This window comes from Falsiroseomonas oryziterrae (assembly GCF_021864505.1).
GTDB classification, from domain to species: Bacteria; Pseudomonadota; Alphaproteobacteria; order Acetobacterales; family Acetobacteraceae; genus Falsiroseomonas; species Falsiroseomonas oryziterrae.
On sequence record NZ_JAKJIB010000059.1, the window covers coordinates 1 to 15,998 of the forward strand.

Sequence of the window (15,998 nt, forward strand, 5' to 3'; positions counted from 1 at the left end):
CGGAGCGTAGGCTGGTTGGGTGGGGGTGGAGGATAAGGGTGCGCTTGAGTCACGAACCCCCACCCCGACCCTCCCCCGCAAACGGGGGAGGGAGTGAGGGACGCTATTCGGCCGCGCGCATGCGCAGGACTATTCCGCCGCGCGCATCCGCACGACGCCGGCGTCGTCCACCAGCGCGGCGCCCTGGCTCATCATGTTGGCGACGAAATGCGCGGCGCGGTCGCCGTGCCAGGTGACGTCGGTCTGCACCTCGGCGGCCGCCGCATGGCCGATGGCGGTGCGGTGGTAGAAGTAGCAGTAGCGCAGCGCGCCCGCCTTGGTCAGGCCGGAATGCGGCATCCACAGCGCGCCGAGCCAGCGCTTCGCCTGCGTGCCCTTCCAGGGCAGCGCGTCGTCGCCGACATATTCGGCGCTGGCGAATTCGTCGATTGCGAGCAGCTGGCTCCACTGCTTCCAGCCGACCACCGCGTAGCGGTTGCCGTCGTCGGGCACGTCCGCCGCACCCAGCATCTCGAAGGCCAGCAGCACCTTCGCCTTGGTGAGGCCGTCCGTGTCGGTGGTGCCGGCGGCGGTGCCGAGCGCTTCCTTCGTGCCGGTGTCGAGCGCGGCGATGATCAGCTCGTCGGTCTTGCGGCCAAGGGCATAGGCCCCCGCATTGGCGATGACCTGGCGCTCGTCCAGGTTGGTCTTCAGCTCGTCGAGCCGGTCCACCCAGTCGCCGGCGTAGTAGTCCTGCAGCACGCATTCGACCTGCGCGTGGTCGAGGTTCATCACCGGCACGGTGCCGTGGCGCGACTTGGCCGCGGCGGTGCCCTTGCCGACCTTCGGGAAGAAGGTGGAGCTGCCGGTCACGCCGGTCTTGCTGCGCACCGTCGGGCGCAGCTTGGAGCCGTGGCGCTGGTAGGCCTCGTGCACCTCGGCCTGGAACTGCTTGGTGAAGACGGCATCGATCTGGGTGCTGACGGGCATGCGTGCCCTCCTGTGTCATGCGGTTGCGACGATGCGCCGTTGATCCGGGCGGAGCGGCGCGCGACCCGCGGGCCCCGTGGGGTTGCGGCGGGCGAAGTGGTCGGGGCGGATGGGAGGCGAGCCGTCACCATCCGCCCCGTGGCCGCCGCGCGGAGGGGAGCACGCGCGGCGGCGATCGGCGCCTCGACCGAAGCGGGAGGCGCCGAGGCGAACTCAGTCGCGGGAGTCGCCGACCAGGCGCCGGAAACCCTCGGTCACGCGCTTCACGAAGTCGGGCTCGCGCGAACGCCAGTAGCGCGGGTCGCGCATCATCTTGCGCAGCTCCGCCTCGTCGGGCGCGGCGTCGGCGGCGGCGTCGCGCGACAGCGGCGGTTCCTTCGCCTCCATCATCCGGCGCATCGCGCAGACGCCCTCCGCCGTAGTGGAGAGCGCGGCGAAGACGGCCTCCGGCAGGTTGGCGCGGCCCCAGGCGGCGATCTGCGGCGCCAGGCTCCGGAAGCGGTCCTCGCCGCCGAACTCGGCATGCAGGCGTTCGCGCTGCTTGCCGCATTCGAACTCGGCCGCGGCCTCCGCGATCAGCGGCAGCAGGCGTTCCGCCGCCAGGTCGTAGACGAGCTGCGCCTGGGCGGGCGTGAAGCCGGCCGCATGCAGGCGGCGGTTCACCTCTGGGTCGCAGTCGCACAGCTCGTGCGGCGGCGTGATCGCGTAGCCCTCCGGCGTCTCCGGCACGCCGATCAGCCGGCGCCAGCGCGCACGCTCCTCCTCGTCGGCGTCGTCGGCGGGCGGCGCCGTGCGACGCGACAGCGCGCGCTCGAGCTCGAGATAGGATTTCAGCAGCGCCTCGACGCGCAGCGCGCCGGTCTCGGGGTCGCGGAACTTGGCGGGGATCGCTGCGCCCTGCGGCGCGCTGACGTCGAGAAGGTCCTCGGACATGCCGGGGCTACTCCTGGCTGGGGGATGCGGAAGGGCGAAGGATCTCGGCCGGCGCGTTCAGCGTGCGGGCGAGCCAGCGGGCCGCGGCGGCGGCGTCGAGCGTCGCCGTCGCCTGTGGACCGAGCGCGCCGGCCGATTGCAGGAACAGCAGCGTGTCGGCGGCGTCCGCGCGCGCCTGCACGCGGGCGAGCGGCGACGCATAGGTCAGCCGCGCCTCGCGCCCGTCCACGCGGATCGCCGGGATCTCGCCGCGGCGGCGCAGGATGGCGAGGCAGCGCGCGACGAGCGGCGTCAGCAACTCCGACTGCAGGCGGCCATAGGTGGCGCCGAGCAGCCGTGCGGCGGCGGCGCCACGCTCCAGCACCTCGGTCGCGGTCATCGGCGCCTTGTCCGTCGGCGCGATGCGGTCGGCGAGCAGGGCGCTGCGGATGCGCGCGCGGAGATCGCCGAGCACGATCTGCGACACGTCGAAATTGCCGGGGGCGGCGAGCGGCGTGAGGCCCGACGAGCCCTGCGCCTTCGGGATGATCGCGCCGGGCACCAGGCGGATCGTCGCCGGGTTCAGCACGCCGTCGTCCTCCGCCAGCCAGATGCCGGTCGCGGCGATGGAGGCGTTCTTCAGGATCAGCTCCACCACCTTGTTGGCGGTGCGGATGTCCGGCAGGGCCTTGGCGACAGGGCCGCGGCCATAGGTCTCGCCGGGCAGCTTCAGCCAGCGGAAGGCGACGAAGGGGTTCTCCGCGAAGGCGCCTTCGGCGAGCAGCACCGGCGCGCCGTCCTCGGCGTCCAGCACGGCGGCGAAGCGGTGGCCGGTGCGCGGATCCGGCCAGGCGGCCTCCACCACGCGCAGCGTCGCGTCCGTGTCGCGCTTCGGCAGGACGGCCTGCGGCCAGCGGGCGCGCACCGCATCGGCGCTCAGGCGAAGCGCGCGGAAGACGGTGTCGAGGCGGCCCGAGGCGCCTTCCTCCAGCACCGCGTCGCGCAGCGGGATGGCGCGGAAGCGGAGCGCGGAGGACTCGCCGGGCGGCGCTTCCTCCACCAGCACCACGCCGGTGCCGGCGACGACGAGGTCGAGGAAGGCCTGGTGCAGCTCGAGCGCGAAGTTGGAGCGGTCGAGATGGCCCTGCAGCGTCGCCGCGGCGTCGCGCAGCTGCTGCGCCAGGGTAGCGTCGTCGCCCTCGCGTGCCGGGGCGAGGTCGAACCAGCGCGACCAGGGCGGCGCGAGCTCCGCCAGCAGCGAGGCGGCGAGCTGTTCCGCGGCGTCGGCGGCGGTCGCGTCGAACAGCGGCGCGGCACCCGGCGCGGGCAGCGCATGGTCGTAGCAATCCTGCCAGGTCGGCTCGAGCGTGCGGCGCCGCGCCAGCGCGGCGGCGTGGCGCGAGAGGATCTCGTCGGGGGTCATGCGCGTCACTCGCCGAGCAGCGTCTTGCGCGTGACGAAGGCGGGCAGCGGGTCGAGGACGCCGCGCTCGCCGGTCGCGATGGTGCCGGGCAGGCCCCGACGAGCGCGGGCGATGGCGCGGAGGCGCGCATCGCGGCCGCCTTCCTCGGCCGCCGCGTCGGATTGCGCGGCGATCTGCGCGACGGACTGGGCCTGGGCCGCTGGCGGCGGGGCTTCGATCACCACCGGCTTCGGCGCGCGGAACAGGCCACCCATGCGCGGCTCCTTCGATCGGGATGATCCCGGCGCCGAAAAGGCGAGGGCCCGTCCGGGGTGCGGACGGGCCCTCGAAGTTCGGGAGACCGGGAAGGAGATGCCCCGGGGCGCAATTCGCCCCGTGACGTTGGGGAGAGTGCCGCGGCGGCGCGGCTATGTCAAGACTTTTTTCCTATATCACGCGATCTCGTTTCGGCGACCGCCCGCCCAGGGCGCGGAACAGCCCATAGGGGGTGAGCGCGAAGGGGGCACCGGGGCCCAGCAGCGCGCGGCACAGCGCGACGCAGGTGAATGGGGCGAGGCGCGGCAGGCGGCGCGGCACCGGATCCTCCGGCGCGAAGGGGCCCAGCACCGAAAGCCCGGCGCGGCGGTAGAAGCCGGGCAGGTCGAAGGCGGCGGCGACCGGCAGACGCATGACGAGGAGACGGCCCGACAAGGGCTCCAGCACCGTCCAGCCGGCCTCGTCCGACACTGCCGCGAAGCAGTGGCGGAAGCCGCGGCGCAGCGGGCGCAGCCAGGGCCGGTCGGCCTCGCCGCCGAAGGCGATCCAGACGCGCTGGCCACCATCGTCGAGCCGGCGATGCGCCAGCCGCGTCATGCGCCGCGTGCCGGGAAGGGCAGGATATCCGCGCCTTCGGGCGCGAGGCCGCGCGGTGGGCCGGCGACGATGCCCTTCTGGCGCAGCGGGAAATCGAGCCGCTCCATCGCTTCCCGCCACAGGCGCAGGTCGCCGCGCTCCGACGGGATGCGCGGGTTGGGCGCCGTGCCGCGCTCGCCCCAGAGACGCAGGATGCGCGCATGCGAAAGCTCGATCCGACGCTGCCGGTAGAGGCGGTCGAGGCACTTCACCACGTCGTCGGGCTCGCAGGGGCGGATGACGCTGCCGCGCGCGGCGGACAGGCGGGCGCCGTCCTGGCGGGCGATGAGCGCGGCCATGGTCCAGAACCAGGCTTCCTCGGCGCTGGCGAAGGGTTCGGCGCGGGCGAGGGTGCCGAGGACGGGCGCGCGTCCGGGGGCGATGGGCATTCGTGACCTTCCTCCAGGCATGAACAAAACAAGAGCATTGGGACGCTAGCTGTTCATACCTGCGGTTGCAAGGTAAAATGTCCTATTGCCACGCGACTCGAAACCTAGGATGTGATGCCCACGGTTCGGCCGGGCCGAGTCGGGCCGGGAGAGGGCTCAGGGATGATGCGGCACGAGGATGTCTGGCGGGCCATCGACGCGCTGGCGGCCGAGAACGGGCTGTCCGCCTCGGGCCTGGCGCGCAAGGCGGGGCTGGATCCGACCGCCTTCAACCCGTCGAAGCGCACCGGGCCGGATGGCCGGTCACGCTGGCCGTCCACCGAAAGCGTCGCGAAGGTGCTGACGGCGACGGGGACGGGCATCGACGCCTTCGCCGCGCTCGTCACCGGCGCCCCGGCGCTGCCACGCAAGGCGATGCCGGGGCGGCGCATCCCGCTTATCGGCCTGGCGCAGGCGGGCGGCCAGGGCTTCTTCGACGATGGCGGCTATCCGGCCGGCGCGGGCTGGGACGAGATCTCGGTGCCGGACGTCCCCGATCCGCACGCCTATGCGCTGGAGATCAGCGGCGATTCGATGGAGCCGGTGTTCCGCGACGGCGACGTGGTGATCGTGAGCCCGGGCGCGCCGGTGCGCCGCGGCGACCGCGTGGTGGTGCGCACGCGCAAGGGCGAGGTGATGGCGAAGGAGCTGCTGCGGCAGAGCGCGCGGCGCGTGGAGCTGGCGAGCCTGAACCCGGCACATCCGGGATATTCGTTCGGGCTGGACGAGCTCGCCTTCATGCACAGGATCGTCTGGGCGAGCCAGTGAACCGGCCGGCGCGGCTTCAGCCTCGCCGCGCGACCACCACGTAGGACAGGCCGCCATGTTCGAAGGCGGCGACCTCGCGGTAGCCCGCCTTCGCATGCGTGGTGCGTGATGCGGCGTTGTCGGCGCGGATGAAGGCCACACCTTCGCGCCCTGGCAGGTGCCGGCGCTGTTCTTTCATGAGCATCAGCGCAAGTCCGCGGCCACGCTCGCTCGCCGCGATGCAGAGCGGGCCGGCATTGTAGGCGCCCGCGCCGGCGGGATAGGCGGCGAACTTCGCCTCGACGAGGGGCTGCCCGCGCGCATGGGCGCGGGAACTCGCGACGAGGTAGCCGGCAAGCACGCCGTCGCGCCGCGCGATCACCACCGGCATCTCCCGCACCACCGTCTCGAGCCAGGCGGCCGGGAAGGCCACCGAGAGCGAGCCGCCATGCGCGACGAGGTTCGCCTGCTGCAGCGCCAGGATATCGGGCAGGTCCGCCGGCGTGGCGACCCGCACGTCGTAGTCACGGTCCGGCATGGTTCCCGGCGACATGGTCCGACCCCGCCCGCGGCTTCGCGCAGATCCTAAACCCGAACGCGGCCGCGCAGGCGCTACGGCCGCGCCCCGGACGCTCAGCGTCGCGCGCCGGTCGTCGGCTCCGTCTGCGGCAGCAGCGCCAGCAGCTTCTCAAGATCCTTCTCGGCGCGGCAGGCGAGGTAGCGCTGCGGCTCGCCCGTCGCGGGCGGGCCGAGCGGGAAGGCGGTGAGGCCGATGTCGCCGTAGATGCGCAGCAGGGCCGGCGTGACGCGCCAGAAGGCCGGGTCCACGCCGGCGCGGTCGCACATGTCGCGGAAGCGCCAGATCGCGCTGACGCGGTCGCGCTCCTCGCCGACCGGGTCGCCGAGCGCCATCCAGATCCCGTCGCGCTCGACGAAGGCGAAGCCGGCGCGCCCGGCCTCGCCCAGCACCGCGCCATCCGCCTGCGCGGGCACCGCGGCGCCGAAGCGGCGCAGCTTCGCGCGCGTCTCCTCGGTCCAGGGCAGCGGGCGCAGCCTCACCGGGCGCAGCAGCCGCGCGGCGCCAACCAGCAGGAAGATCGCCGCCAGCCCGACGGTGAAGCGCAGGCTGTCCGGCGCCAGCGGCGAGAACACGACCTCCACCCAGCTCTCGGCGCCGACGCGGCCGCCATAGCTGACCATCGCGAGCAGGATGGCGCAGACCGTCACGGCGGCGAGCGGGACCAGCGTGCCGGGCTCCAGCGGTTCGCGGATCAGACGCGCATCCCGGTAGAAGGCGCTGCGCATGGCGCCCAGGATCGTTGCCACCAGCAGGAAGGCGCCGGTCAGCCACCACGGGTCGTCGCGCAGCCAGCAGATCACCGCGCCGTTCAGCAGCAGCAGGATGCCGAGGCCCCAGGCGATGGTCAGGCGCCGCAGCAGCCCATAGGCCCCGACCAGCAGCAGCGAGCCGACGATCGAGGCCGCGAAGTGCGAGGCGACCGCCGCCTCGTAGCCCGCCCATTCGTACATCGCCGTGCCGCGCGTCGGCAGCGCGCCGAGGAAGATCAGCACCGTGCCGCCGAGGCCGACGAGGCCGGCGATCGCCGGCACCTCGAGCGCGTCGGCGACGCGCTGCTCGGCGGAGAAGCGGGCCAGCACGTGACGGCGCTGCGCGACCTCGAAGCCGGCGAAGAGCATCCCGGCGAGGAAGAGCGGGACGATGTAGTAGTAGAGCCGGAAGACGAGCAGCGCGCCCACCACCTCGGCGGCCGGCAGCCAGGGCTGCAAGCCGATCAGGATGGCGGTGTCGAAGACGCCGATGCCGCCCGGCAGGCTCGCCGCGATGCCGGCGAGATAGGCGGCGATGTAGATGCCGAGGAAGCGGAGGAAGGTCAGCCCCTCGGCCGGCGGCAGCAGCGCGTAGAAGATCATCGCGGTGATCGCGACGTCCACGCTGGCCAGCAGCGTCTGCGCCAGCGCCATGCGGAAGCCCGGCAGGTCCACGCGGTGGCCGAAGATCGTCACATGGCTGCGGATGCGCGACATGGTGATGTAGGCGATCACGATGCCCCAGCAGACGAATCCGAGCCCCTGCATCAGCCAATGTGGCACGTGGTCGCCGAGGCCCGGCACCACCTCCGGCTCCACCACCAGCACGAGTCCGCCGAGCGCGAAGCCGCCCAGGCCGAAGGTCAGGCTGGTGAAGGCGACGACCTTCGCGATGGCGAGCGGCGGCAGTCCCCAGGCGGCATAGAAGCGATAGCGCACCGCAGCACCCGACACGGCGGCGAAGCCGAGGTTGTGGGCCAGCGTGTAGGCGCAGAACGACGCGAGCGAGGTGCGGCCGTAGCTGACGGGATGCCCCGCATAGACGCTGCCGAGCCGGTCGTAGATGGTGAGGACCGCGTAAGCCAGCAGCGTCCAGCCGGCGGCCTTCCAGAGCGTCGCGTTCGGGATCTCCGACAGCGCGTTGCGGATGTCGGCGACCGAAAGGGTGCGGAATTCCTTCTGCACCACGTAGATGGCGGCGACGAGCAGGACGAGCCCGAAGGCCGTCATGCCGTATTTCTTCAGGTAGGGCAGCAAGGCCCTCATGCCGGCGCGGCGTCGCGCTCCAGCGCCCCCTCGATCAGGCCAATGGTGCCCGCGATGCCGTAGAGTGCGACGAAGCCGCCGAAACGGGGGCCCTCGGGCTGGCCGAGCAGCACCTGGTAGAGCGCGTCGAACCAGGCGCGGGAGACGCCGGGGCGCCCGCCATCCTTCGCCGGCGTGAGGAAGGGCTCGCGCCGGCCGGCGTCGTAGACGAGGTCCTGGATCGCCTTCGCCCGCTCGTCGCCCGGCAGCGCCTCGAGCTCCTGCACGTTGTTGCGCAGCGCGGCGACGAGGGCGCGCATCGCCTCGGCCTCGGCCGGCGTCGCGGCGCGGTGCTGCTTCTCCGGCACGACGCGGTCGCGGTAGTAGGCGACCGCGCGCTCCACCAGCCGCGCGACGAGCGGATGGCTTTCCGGCGTCACGTCGGGCGCGTAGCGGCGCAGGAAGCCCCACAGCATCTCCGCGTTGTCGGCGTTGATGACGCTGGCCAGGTTCAGCAGCATGGTGAAGGAGATCGGCGAGCCCGGGTCGTTGGTCGCGCCGGCATGGATGTGCCAGGCCGGGTTGTCGGGCGAGGGCGCGGCGCGCAGCCGGTCCAGGTTCTGCAGATACTCGTCCGTCGCGCGCGGGATCACGTCGAAGAAGAGCCGCTTCGCGCGGCCCGGCTGGTTGTACATGAACTGCGCGAGGCTCTCGGGCGGCGCGTAGTGCAGCCATTCCTCGATCGAGAGGCCGTTGCCCTTCGACTTGCTGATCTTGGTGCCCTGCTCGTCGAGGAACAGCTCGTAGGTGAAGCCGATCGGCGGCTCGGCGCCGAGCACGCGGCAGATCGCGCCCGAGAGCTTCACGGAATCGATCAGGTCCTTGCCCGACATCTCGTAATCGACGCCGAGCGCGTACCAGCGCAGCGCCCAGTCGGCCTTCCACTGCGCCTTGCAATGGCCGCCGGTGATCCGCGTCGCGAAGCGCTCGCCGGTGGCGGGATCGCGCCAGACCAGCTCGTCCTTCGCCGGGTTCACCTCCTCCATCGGCACCTGCATCACAACGCCGGTCTTCGGGTGGATCGGCAGGAAGGGCGAGTAGGTGGCGCGACGGTCGGGGCCAAGCGTCGGCAGGATCACGTTCCGCACCTGCTCGTGCTTCTCCGCCATCACCAGCAGCGCGGCGTCGAAGCGACCCGACTTGTAGTAGTCGGAGGACGACGCGAACTCGTACTCGAAGCCGAACTGGTCGAGGAAGGCGCGCAGCCGGGCGTTGTTGTGGTGCCCGAAACTTTCATGCGTGCCGAAGGGGTCGGGGATGGCGGTGACCGGCTTGCCGAGATGGCTCGCCAGCATCTCCTTGTTCGGCACGTTGTCCGGGACCTTGCGCAGCCCGTCCATGTCGTCGCTGAACGCCACCAGGCGCGAGGGCAGGCCGGTCAGGCGGGTGAAGGCGTTGCGCACCCAGGTGGTGCGGGCGACCTCGCCGAAGGTGCCGATATGCGGCAGGCCGGAGGGGCCGTAGCCGGTCTCGAACAGCGCCGCCCCTTTGCCCCCCGCCTGCACCCGGGCGGCGACCTTGCGGGCCTCCTCGAAGGGCCAGGCCTTGGCGACGGCATAGTCGGCGTCGGACATCGTGCGGGGGGATCCTCGGTGCGGCGTTTCCGGCCTTATAGGTTGGGCGGCCGGGTCACGCGACCCTCGGCCCCGGAGGACCGCCATGCCGACCCTTGCCCGCCTCACCCCGCGGGAGGCGAGGGCCCGACTTGCCGAGGGCAACCGCCGCTTCCTGGCCGGGGACGTGCCGCCGGTCCTGACACAGCCCGGCAGCCACCGTCTGGTGGCGGGTGCGCAACATCCTTATGCCGCACTCCTCTGCTGCGCCGACAGCCGCGTTTCGCCGGAGATCCTGTTCTCGGCCGGGCTCGGCGACCTCTTCGTCGTGCGCAACGCCGGCAACACGGCCGATGCGGCGGCGACCGGCAGCCTGGAATACGCGGTGGCGGAGCTCGGCGTGGCGCTGATCGGCGTGATGGGCCATGAGCGCTGCGGGGCGGTGGAGGCCGCCATCGCGGTGGTCGAGGAGGATGCGCGGCTGCCCGGCGCGATGGAAGCGATGATCGCGCCCATCCTCCCTTCAGCCATCGCCGCCTGCCGGCATCGGGGCGGGGACAAGGTGCGGGCGGCGGCGGAGGAGAATGTCCGCCGCATGGTCCAGCACCTGCTGACGCGCTCCCGCATCATCGCCGAGGCGGTCGAGGCCGGGCGGCTCGCGGTGGTGGGCGGGCTGTACGACCTCGACGAAGGGCGGGTGAGGCTGGTGGATTGAGCATGGCTCGCCGCTTGGTGTGCGGCCGCGTTCCGCGCTATGCGTGCGCGGCCTTTTGACGAGGAGTTCGGCTGCGATGCGTGTCGGCGTGATCGGCGCCACCGGTGCGGTGGGGAAGGAGCTGGTGGAGGTCCTGGGGCGGCGTCGCTTCCCGGTGACGAAACTCCGCCTCTTCGCCTCAGGCCGCAGCGCGGGCACCCGCGTCGCCACACCCTTCGGCGAGATCACGATCGAGGAGTTCACGCCGGAGAAGGCGAAGGACCTCGACCTCGCGCTGCTCGCCGTCAGCGGGGACTTCGCCAAGCAGCACGCTCCGGCACTGGTCGCGGCCGGGGTGACGGTGGTGGACAACTCCTCCGCCTTCCGGCTGGAGGACGACGTGCCGCTGGTGGTGCCGGAGGTGAATGCCGGCGCCATCGGCAATGCCCGCCTGATCGCCAACCCGAACTGCACGACCGCGATCGCGGTGGTGGCGCTGGCCCCGTTGCACGCAGCCTTCGGCATCAAGCGCGTGATCGTCTCGACCTACCAGGCGACCTCCGGCGCCGGCGCCGAGGGGATGGCGGAGCTCGAGCGCGAGACGAAGCGCGTGCTGGTGGAAGGTGCGAAGGCGCAGAACGAGGTCTTCGCCCACCCGATCGCCTTCAACGTCATCCCCCACATCGATGCCTTCCAGCCGAACGGCTACACGAAGGAGGAGATGAAGGTCGTCTGGGAGACGCGGAAGATCATGGGCCTGCCCGACCTTCCCGTGTCCTGCACCGCGGTCCGCATCCCGACCATGCGCGTGCATGCCGAGGCGATCACGATCGAGACCGAGAAGCCCGTCACGCCGGAGGCCGCGCGCGAGGTGCTGCGCAAGGCGCCGGGCGTGAAGGTGGTGGATGACGTCGCCAACAAGCTCTACCCGATGCCGCTGACGGCGACGGGCCAGGACGATTGCGAGGTCGGCCGCATCCGCCGGAACCTGGTGTTCGGCGACCACGGGCTCGACCTCTTCGTCTGCGGCGACCAGCTACTGAAGGGCGCCGCGCTCAACGCCGTGCAGATCGCCGAGCGCGTGCCGGCGCTGAAGGCCAAGGCGGCGGCCTGACGAGACCCCCACCCGCCAGCGCTGCGCGCTGGCACCCTCTCCCGCGCAGCGGGGGAGGGGTGGGGTGGGGGTCCAGACAGGTTGTCCGGGCCGATTGTTTCCCTCTTTGTTCGCACGCTGCGCCGGGCCAGATTGAGCCGGTGATCCCCGCCCGCACCGTCCCGGCATGAGCGGCCCGCGCGCCTCCGGTGCCGTCCCGGCCCGACAGCCGCAACTGCTGCTCCCCGACGCCCCGGCGCTGGTGGCGGGTTTCGGGCGCGGGACGCTGCTGACCACCGACGGCGAGATCCTGGCCCTGCCGGCCGCCGAGATCGGCCGGCGGCTGCGCGAGGGGCCGCCGCCGCTGCTTGTCCACGCGCCGGCGACCTGGAAGCGGCTCGGCCTGCCGCCAATGCCGGCTTGCGACCTGCTGGAACTGCTCGCCTTCTGCCGCCCCGCCCAGCCCGCCGCGCCGACCCCGCGCGGCCTCGCCATCGCGCTCGACCGCGAGGCGCCGGCGGATGACGAGGCCGCGGCCGCCCTGCTGCCCGAGCTTGCCACCGACCTGCTCCGCCACCTCGCCGCGGGGCGCAACGCGCCGCTGAACCGCGACGCGGCGATGCTGGCGGCGAAGCTCGGCGCGGAGCTGCACTGGCCCTGGGCGCAATCCGTGCTCGCGGCACTCGGCCAGCCGGATGCGCGGCCGTCGCTCGACGCGCTGAAGGTCTGGCGCCGCCTGCCGGAATGGGAGGAGGAATCGCCGCCCCCGCCGCCCGCGCACCAGCCCATCACGCCGGCCGAGGCGCGCAGGCGGCTGGCCGACATCCTGGGCGAGGATGCCGAACAGCGCCCGCAGCAATCCGACTACGCTTCCGCCGCCGCCGGCGCCTTCCAGGCGCGCGAGGCACAGGGCGTGCCGAACCTGGTGCTGGCCGAGGCCGGCACCGGCACGGGCAAGACGCTCGGCTATGTCGCGCCCGCCTCGCTCTGGGCGGAGCGCAACGGTGCGCCGGTCTGGATCTCCACCTTCACCCGCAACCTGCAGCGCCAGATCGACCAGGAGACGGCGCGGCTCTACCCCGACCCGGCGGAGCGCCGGCGCCGCGTCGTGGTGCGCAAGGGGCGCGAGAACTACCTGTGTCTCCTCAACATGGAGGAGCAGACCGGCGCGGCGCAGATGGCCGGGATGCTGCTGCCGCTCGCACTCGTCGCGCGCTGGGCGCTGGCGACGCGCGACGGCGACCTGATGGGCGGCGACTTCCCGGGCTGGCTGTCGGAGCTGTTCGGCCATCACGCGGTCTGGCCGCTGGCGGATCGCCGCGGCGAGTGCATCCACTCCGCCTGCCCGCACTACAAGTCGTGCTTCGTCGAGCATTCGATCCGCCGCGCGCGCGGCGCGACGCTGGTGGTGGCGAACCACGCGCTGGTGATGATCCAGGCCGCGCTGGGCGGCGGCGAGGACGGCAAGCCGCTGCGCCTGGTGTTCGACGAGGGCCACCACCTGTTCGACGCCGCCGACGCCGCCTTCAGCGCCGATCTGACCGGCGCCGAGACGGCGGAGCTGCGGCGCTGGCTGCTCGGCGCCGAGGGCGGGCGCAGTCGCGCGCGCGGCCTCGCGCGGCGGCTGGAGGAGCTGATCGGCGATCGGCCCGACCTACTCATGCCGCTCGAGGAGGCGCTGCAGGCGGCGCGCGCGCTGCCCGGCATGGGCTGGCCGTCCCGCATCGCGGAGAACGACCCGCGCGGCGCGGCCGAATCCTTCCTGCATGCGGTGCGCCGCCAAGTGTTGGCGCGCATCCAGGACAGCGACGCGGGCTATGGCGCGGAATGCGACATCCATCCGCTAAACCGGGATGTCGCGCCCGCTGCCGAAGCGCTGGCCGAGGCCTTCACGCGGCTGCAGGCGCCGCTGGCCGTGCTGCGCGACCGGCTGAATGCGCGGCTGGAGGACGAGGACGACCTCGAGCTCGGCGACCGCATCCGTATCGAGGCGGCGGTGCGCGGGATCGAGCGCCGCGCGCTGATGCCGCTGACGGCCTGGGGCGCGATGCTGCGCACGCTGCGTGAGCCAGCGCGGGCGCCCGGTACGCGGCCCGAGATGGTGGACTGGTTCGCGCTGGAGCGGCGCGAGGGGCGCGATGTGGATGCGGGCATGTTCCGCCATCACCTCGACCCGACGCAGCCCTTCGCGGCGACGGTCGCGGCACCCGCGCATGGCGTGCTGATCACCTCCGCCACGTTGCGCGACACCGGCGAGGAGTCGGACGACCCGGACTTGGCGTGGCACGGCGCGGAGGCACGTACCGGCATGCTCCACCTGCCCGCGCCCGCGATCCGCGCCGCGGTGCCGTCGCCCTTCGACTACGGCGCGCGCACGCGGGCGCTGGTCGTCACCGACGTCGCGCGGGAGGAATTCGGCCAGATCGCCGGCGCCTATCGCGCGCTGTTCCTGGCGGCGGGCGGCGGCGGCCTCGGGCTCTTCACCGCGGTGCGGCGGCTGCGCGAGGTGCAGGCGCGCATCGCCGAGCCGCTCGCCGAGGCGGGCATCCCGCTCTACGCGCAGCATGTGGACGCGATGGACAACGCCACGCTGGTGGATGTCTTCCGCGCCGAGGAATCCGCCTGCCTGCTGGGCACGGATGCGATGCGCGACGGCGTGGACGTGCCGGGGCGCAGCCTGCGGCTGATCGTCTTCGACCGCGTGCCCTGGCCGCGCCCGACCATCCTGCACCGCGAGCGCCGCCTGCACCTCAGCGAGGGACGACCCAAGGCGCATGACGACGCGATCGCGCGCCACCGGCTGCGCCAGGCCTTCGGCCGGCTGATCCGGCGTGCCGACGACAAGGGCGTCTTCGTGCTGCTCGATGCGCGCTGCCCGTCGCGGCTGCTTGCCGGTCTGCCCGATGGCGTGATCGTGCGCCGCTGCGGGCTGAAGGACGCGGTGGCGGAAACGCGCGCCTTCCTGGACAGCCCGGGCATCTGAGCGGATCGACAATGCGCCCAGATCCGGCGCTTGTATGACGTTCGACATCAAACTATAAACTTCGACGTCGAACATGAAGGCCGCCCGATGACCCCCTCCCGCCGTCTCCTCCTCCGCGCCGCCGGCGCGGGTGCCCTCTCCGTCCTGCCGCTCGGCCGTGGCGGCCAGGTGGTGCGCGCCGCGACCCCCGATCCGCTCGCCCGCGACCCTCTGGCCCCCTGGGCGAACGCGCCGGCCGCCGCGGCGCATCCGGACCCGCGCATCCGCGCCCTGTCCTGGGCGGTGCTGGCGCCGAACCCGCACAACCGCCAGCCCTGGCTCGCGGAGCTGCCGGCGGCCGCGCCCGACACCGTCGTGCTGCGCTGCGACCTCGACCGGCGGCTGCCGGTGACCGATCCCTTCGACCGCCAGATCACCATCGGCCTCGGCGCGTTCGTGGAGCTGTGCCGCCACGCCGCCGCCGAGGAAGGCCGCGCCGTGACGGTCACCCCCTTCCCGGAGGGCGAGCCGCAGCCGCGGCTGGATGGCCGCCCCGTCGCCCTGCTGCGCTTCGGCCCGCCCGGCAGCGCCACCTCGGACCCGCTGTTCCGCGCGGCGCCGGCGCGTCGCTCCGCCAAGCGGCCCTACGACATGGCCCGTCCCGTCGCGCCGGAGGCGCTGGCCGCGCTCGGCGCCGTGGTCGGCGACCCGGTCCGCTTCGGCGGCACCGTCGCGCCCGATCGCGTCGCGCGCATCCGCGACATCGCCTGGCGCAGCTGGCAGATTGAGGCGGCGACCGAGGCCGCGCATCTCGAAAGCGTCAACCGCATGCGCTTCGGCCGGGCCGGCGTCGCCGCCAGCCCCGACGGCATCAGCGTCTGGGGACCGGGCATCGAGGAAGGCGTCGCCGCCGGCCAGATCACCCGGGAGACCATGCTGCCCGGCGGGCCCGGCTACCGGGTGATGGTGGAGCGCTACACGCCGATGCTGGCCGCGACGCCGGCCTATGTCTGGCTGCTCACCGCTGGCGGCGGTCGCGGCGCGGAACTCGCCGCCGGGCGCGACTGGCTGCGGGTGAACCTGGCCGCGACCGCCGCCGGGCTCTCGGTCCACCCGCTCAGCCAGGCGCTGCAGGAATTCCCCGAGGTCGCCGGCCCCTATGCCGAGATGCACGCCGCGCTGGCGCCGGATGGGGCGAAGGTTCAGATGCTCGCCCGCCTCGGCTATGCTCCCGCCGTGCCGCCGACGCCCCGGTGGCCGGTGGACACCCGGATCCGTGCCGTCTGACGAGACTTCGACGCAGAGCAGCGACCCGCCGCTCTTCGCCCTGCTGAACGAGGTCTCGATCATCGAGCACCTGGCACGGAACCGGCTGGAGCGCGTCCTGCCCGACGGGCTGCGCGCCAGCCACTTCGTCGTGCTGAACCACCTGACGCGGATGGGAGACGGACGCAGCCTCGCCCGCATCGCGCGCGCGGTGCAGGTGGAGCGGCCGGCGATGACCAACACCATCCAGAAGCTCGAGGCACGCGGCCTGGTGCGAGTCGGTGCCGACCCGCGCGACGGGCGCGGCAAGCTGGTGTTCCTGACCGAGGCCGGGCGCGCCGCGCGCGCGCAGGCGGTCGCGGCCGCCACCGCCGCCATTGCGCCGGTCGCAGCCGGCATCGACCCGGCGGAGCTGGCCTCCGCGCT

15 protein-coding genes are annotated in these 15,998 nt (G+C 73.0%); 6 read left to right on the forward strand and 9 right to left on the reverse strand.

The genetic code is table 11. The features are described 5' to 3' along the window. Positions 1-129 precede the first annotated feature (129 nt). The 6 genes from L2I40_RS07535 to L2I40_RS07560 all read right to left on the reverse strand — a co-directional run bounded on the left by L2I40_RS07535 (position 130) and on the right by L2I40_RS07560 (position 4,584). Positions 130-969 carry a phage capsid protein gene (locus L2I40_RS07535; protein WP_237214291.1) on the reverse strand — a complete coding sequence of 280 codons (840 nt, stop codon included), beginning with the start codon at positions 967-969 and terminating at the stop codon, positions 130-132. A gap of 213 nt (positions 970-1,182) precedes the next feature. Next, entirely contained in the window at positions 1,183-1,902 is a 720-nt protein-coding gene (locus L2I40_RS07540) for a capsid assembly protein (protein WP_237214292.1), read from the reverse strand. Positions 1,903-1,909: 7 nt separating this feature from the next. Then, positions 1,910-3,304, reverse strand: coding sequence for a portal protein (locus L2I40_RS07545; RefSeq protein WP_237214293.1), 1,395 nt, complete (start codon positions 3,302-3,304; stop codon positions 1,910-1,912). Positions 3,305-3,309: 5 nt separating this feature from the next. Further along, entirely contained in the window at positions 3,310-3,558 is a 249-nt protein-coding gene (locus tag L2I40_RS07550; protein WP_237214294.1) for a hypothetical protein, read from the reverse strand. A gap of 172 nt (positions 3,559-3,730) precedes the next feature. Then, the gene (locus tag L2I40_RS07555) at positions 3,731-4,156 is read right to left on the reverse strand and encodes a hypothetical protein (protein WP_237214295.1); all 426 of its coding nucleotides are present in this window, start codon (positions 4,154-4,156) and stop codon (positions 3,731-3,733) included. Then, positions 4,153-4,584 carry a hypothetical protein gene (locus tag L2I40_RS07560; protein WP_237214296.1) on the reverse strand — a complete coding sequence of 144 codons (432 nt, stop codon included), beginning with the start codon at positions 4,582-4,584 and terminating at the stop codon, positions 4,153-4,155. The genes L2I40_RS07555 and L2I40_RS07560 overlap by 4 nt, the downstream gene beginning before the upstream one ends. Positions 4,585-4,749: 165 nt before the next feature. On the opposite strand from L2I40_RS07560, the gene L2I40_RS07565 reads away from it, so the two are divergent. After that, positions 4,750-5,391: a S24 family peptidase gene (locus L2I40_RS07565; protein ID WP_237214305.1), complete on the forward strand. Its 642-nt coding sequence runs from the start codon at positions 4,750-4,752 to the stop codon at positions 5,389-5,391. A 16-nt stretch (positions 5,392-5,407) separates the two neighbouring features. On the opposite strand, the gene L2I40_RS07570 is transcribed toward L2I40_RS07565, so the two are convergent. From L2I40_RS07570 to L2I40_RS07580, 3 genes are all read right to left on the reverse strand, one after another. Next, the gene (locus L2I40_RS07570) at positions 5,408-5,908 is read right to left on the reverse strand and encodes a GNAT family N-acetyltransferase (protein ID WP_237214297.1); all 501 of its coding nucleotides are present in this window, start codon (positions 5,906-5,908) and stop codon (positions 5,408-5,410) included. A gap of 95 nt (positions 5,909-6,003) precedes the next feature. After that, complete coding sequence (locus tag L2I40_RS07575; protein ID WP_237214298.1) at positions 6,004-7,965, reverse strand: phosphatidylglycerol lysyltransferase domain-containing protein; 1,962 nt, start codon at positions 7,963-7,965, stop codon at positions 6,004-6,006. Continuing rightward, a complete protein-coding gene (locus L2I40_RS07580) occupies positions 7,962-9,578 on the reverse strand; it encodes a lysine--tRNA ligase (RefSeq protein ID WP_237214299.1) in 1,617 nt (538 codons plus the stop codon). The genes L2I40_RS07575 and L2I40_RS07580 overlap by 4 nt, the downstream gene beginning before the upstream one ends. An 85-nt stretch (positions 9,579-9,663) precedes the next feature. On the opposite strand from L2I40_RS07580, the gene L2I40_RS07585 reads away from it, so the two are divergent. The 5 genes from L2I40_RS07585 to L2I40_RS07605 form a co-directional block, all read left to right on the forward strand. Continuing rightward, positions 9,664-10,272, forward strand: a complete 609-nt coding sequence (locus L2I40_RS07585) for a carbonic anhydrase (RefSeq protein ID WP_237214300.1) — start codon at positions 9,664-9,666, stop codon at positions 10,270-10,272. A 76-nt stretch (positions 10,273-10,348) separates the two neighbouring features. After that, the gene (locus L2I40_RS07590; protein WP_237214301.1) at positions 10,349-11,365 is read left to right on the forward strand and encodes an aspartate-semialdehyde dehydrogenase; all 1,017 of its coding nucleotides are present in this window, start codon (positions 10,349-10,351) and stop codon (positions 11,363-11,365) included. A gap of 166 nt (positions 11,366-11,531) precedes the next feature. Continuing rightward, on the forward strand, positions 11,532-14,327 hold the full coding sequence (locus tag L2I40_RS07595; RefSeq protein ID WP_237214302.1) for an ATP-dependent DNA helicase: 2,796 nt from the start codon (positions 11,532-11,534) through the stop codon (positions 14,325-14,327). Positions 14,328-14,414: 87 nt separating this feature from the next. Beyond that, positions 14,415-15,593: an Acg family FMN-binding oxidoreductase gene (locus L2I40_RS07600; protein ID WP_237214303.1), complete on the forward strand. Its 1,179-nt coding sequence runs from the start codon at positions 14,415-14,417 to the stop codon at positions 15,591-15,593. Beyond that, a partial coding sequence (locus tag L2I40_RS07605; RefSeq protein WP_237214304.1) for a MarR family winged helix-turn-helix transcriptional regulator occupies positions 15,583-15,998 on the forward strand: 416 nt, incomplete at its 3' end. The genes L2I40_RS07600 and L2I40_RS07605, both read left to right, overlap by 11 nt.

Bases quoted from the DNA above. Each gene is read 5' to 3' on its own strand.
- L2I40_RS07585 (WP_237214300.1), top strand. From the start codon at position 9,664: ATGCCGACCCTTGCCCGCCTCACCCCGCGGGAGGCGAGGGCCCGACTT.
- L2I40_RS07555 (WP_237214295.1), bottom strand. From the start codon at position 4,156: ATGACGCGGCTGGCGCATCGCCGGCTCGACGATGGTGGCCAGCGCGTC.
- L2I40_RS07590 (WP_237214301.1), top strand. From the start codon at position 10,349: ATGCGTGTCGGCGTGATCGGCGCCACCGGTGCGGTGGGGAAGGAGCTG.
- L2I40_RS07595 (WP_237214302.1), top strand. From the start codon at position 11,532: ATGAGCGGCCCGCGCGCCTCCGGTGCCGTCCCGGCCCGACAGCCGCAA.
- L2I40_RS07535 (WP_237214291.1), bottom strand. From the start codon at position 969: ATGCCCGTCAGCACCCAGATCGATGCCGTCTTCACCAAGCAGTTCCAG.
- L2I40_RS07600 (WP_237214303.1), top strand. From the start codon at position 14,415: ATGACCCCCTCCCGCCGTCTCCTCCTCCGCGCCGCCGGCGCGGGTGCC.
- L2I40_RS07580 (WP_237214299.1), bottom strand. From the start codon at position 9,578: ATGTCCGACGCCGACTATGCCGTCGCCAAGGCCTGGCCCTTCGAGGAG.
- L2I40_RS07540 (WP_237214292.1), bottom strand. From the start codon at position 1,902: ATGTCCGAGGACCTTCTCGACGTCAGCGCGCCGCAGGGCGCAGCGATC.
- L2I40_RS07565 (WP_237214305.1), top strand. From the start codon at position 4,750: ATGCGGCACGAGGATGTCTGGCGGGCCATCGACGCGCTGGCGGCCGAG.
- L2I40_RS07550 (WP_237214294.1), bottom strand. From the start codon at position 3,558: ATGGGTGGCCTGTTCCGCGCGCCGAAGCCGGTGGTGATCGAAGCCCCG.
- L2I40_RS07570 (WP_237214297.1), bottom strand. From the start codon at position 5,908: ATGCCGGACCGTGACTACGACGTGCGGGTCGCCACGCCGGCGGACCTG.
- L2I40_RS07560 (WP_237214296.1), bottom strand. From the start codon at position 4,584: ATGCCCATCGCCCCCGGACGCGCGCCCGTCCTCGGCACCCTCGCCCGC.
- L2I40_RS07575 (WP_237214298.1), bottom strand. From the start codon at position 7,965: ATGAGGGCCTTGCTGCCCTACCTGAAGAAATACGGCATGACGGCCTTC.
- L2I40_RS07545 (WP_237214293.1), bottom strand. From the start codon at position 3,304: ATGACCCCCGACGAGATCCTCTCGCGCCACGCCGCCGCGCTGGCGCGG.